Genomic DNA, 2,261 nt, shown 5'->3' with positions numbered 1-2,261 from the left:
TTTTTCCGGTATCACTCGCATAGTTTCATCCTTAAAATTAACCAATTAATATTATTTAAAGTGGTGAATTAATCTCATCCTGGTGCTGATGGCGCTGCTATTTGTTCTCAATAAAACGTCAGAAAGTGCGGAGTGAATAATCAAAAGGGCAGTTTTTAAAAAACACAGTTCAAGGCACCCAAACAACAAGTCTGAGTGACATCTTAAAAACATAGTCGAATACCATTTTACGAAATGCTATTACAACTTATCCTGACGTATTTTCTTTCCAGCCCCCCTCACGTTTTCGTTCCCGCTCAATATCAATTTTCACAGAGAAACAAGCAGGGAGAATATAAACATTTTGTTTATCTGTAACAAACAACACCTCCTCAGACAGCGCCATAATAACCATCCGAAAACGGACACATAAATACAAATGACAGCCAGCTTACCTTTGTGAAAAGCAGTATAAAAAACCAATACACAATGAAATACAGTGCCCCCCTCTCATTATCAACACATAAAAAGAAGATAATAAGGACGGCATCTTTTTGAATTAACATTCACAGCCCGGAAAGCTATGAGAATTCAATGCAATCAAAATGAATATTCTTATTCATAAAATATCAGCATGTGGCGCTGACACTGACATAGCACCATCACCTTACGCTTATTACTCTTGTTTCGCATAAGCCAATACTCGTTATTGTTCAGACTGAAGTCGATAAGCGTGCTACCGATTCATTCATCTGATCTTACAAGCCGATGCTTTACGACGCGCCATTTTGCTGCTGACAGCCTTGTCAGTTAAAGATCCGGCGGGGAAAAGTAAAACCCGCCACCGTGACTTAGTGAACAGAAAGCCCTGTCCCCACCAGGGGACAGAAGCGCTGTTGCAGATCTGGCGATCGTATCGATGCCCTAACGGAAAACAGGGAGAGGTTTTCCCGCCAGGAGCCATTACGGTAACTTTTTTCATCCACTTCGCCAGCCGATGAAATCACCCACCGGCTGGGATGATGTCAATCTCTCTCGTTTCGCTAATACCGTTTAGCGTCAGCGTCAGCGTATGCCTCCCGGGGCTGAGCGAGATTATAGTCAGAGAGTATTGTGCCGTCGTTCCACTCCCGGCTACACGTAAACTTACGGGCAATTGTCCGTCCAGGCTGCTGCTTATAGTAAAGTCGCTGGCGTTAAGTCTCACATGGTTATCGTACCGATCTCTCACCGACACCAGTATATCTGCCTGCTGATTACTCCCTGCCCGCTGTTGCAGATCGTCTATGCTGAACCCTACCACATGTCGGCTCCCACTAGGGACATCTACCCACCAGCTCTTCGTTGAGTTGAATTGGTCTACCCCGTATATCATCGTCGCCGTCATTGTGTGTTGGAGTGCCCCTCTGGTCAGTAACACCGTTGCCTCATACTCACCTTCGACACTGGACGGACGGAAGCGGATATCGCTCAGATCTTCCCGATCGTCAGATAATCTGATATCGGCAGCGAAGCCTGATACGCCGTTGCCAAACCGATCCGTTAGCCTTACCGTGACCACCGTATTCTCGCCTACGCTAGCACCAGCCGATATGCTCTTCAGGTAGAGCGCTGCCGCAGCGAGAGGGTTCACCTTCACCAGCTTCGTTTCATTAGCCTCGCTAATCGTCACCTTCAGCAAGTGCTCTCCCGCCTTCGTTAAAGTTAGCATTCCTTTATATACGCCCACGGTGTCCGTTGTTCTGAAGTTGATATTCAGGACGTAAGCACCTTCAGTTAAGGTAATAGCTTCAGCGACTCCTGCTACGCCATTACCATATTCATCCTTTATGGTCACCTCCGCAGTCACCTCTTCCCCCGCGTTGAATTCAGCCGGGACCTTGAACTCAACCTGCTTCACGTAGCGACTTCCGCTGGGGTGATTAACCTGGATCGTAGCAGAGTCATCATACTCACCTATGTTTGTCACCACCTTCGCCTGCAGCGAGTGCGTACCGGCTAACTTCATCATTAGCGCTGAGGAGGTGTAGATACCGCTGCCGGTTTCCCTCCAGCTCAGCCCCGTCACTTCCTCATCCACGAATAGATCTTTAATGATGATGAGGTCCCCGCCGCTCAGGCCGGTCACCGGGTTGTTGTACCGGTCTTTAAGCGTCACCGACAGCACCGTGCTTTCACCCGCCGTCAGCGCTCCGGGGGTCGCCTCCAGGTGCACCCTGCCAACCGCGTTGACGTCATTTTGCTGGGCCACGGTTACCGGCACCTCGCCAGACTCCTTGTGG

The 2,261-nt window shown here is 48.7% G+C and carries 1 protein-coding gene; it reads right to left on the bottom strand.

Going from position 1 to position 2,261, the window contains the following annotated elements; translation table 11 throughout:
• Nucleotides 1–982: 982 nt before the first annotated feature.
• On the bottom strand, nucleotides 983–2,261 hold a 1,279-nt coding region (locus GJV78_RS22500), incomplete at its 5' end, for an Ig-like domain-containing protein (RefSeq protein ID WP_209439283.1).

This window comes from Intestinirhabdus alba, from assembly GCF_009711095.1.
GTDB classification, from domain to species: Bacteria; Pseudomonadota; Gammaproteobacteria; order Enterobacterales; family Enterobacteriaceae; genus Intestinirhabdus; species Intestinirhabdus alba.
The sequence above is the reverse complement of the archived record's forward strand: the minus strand, read 5'-3'. Positions and strand labels throughout refer to the sequence as shown.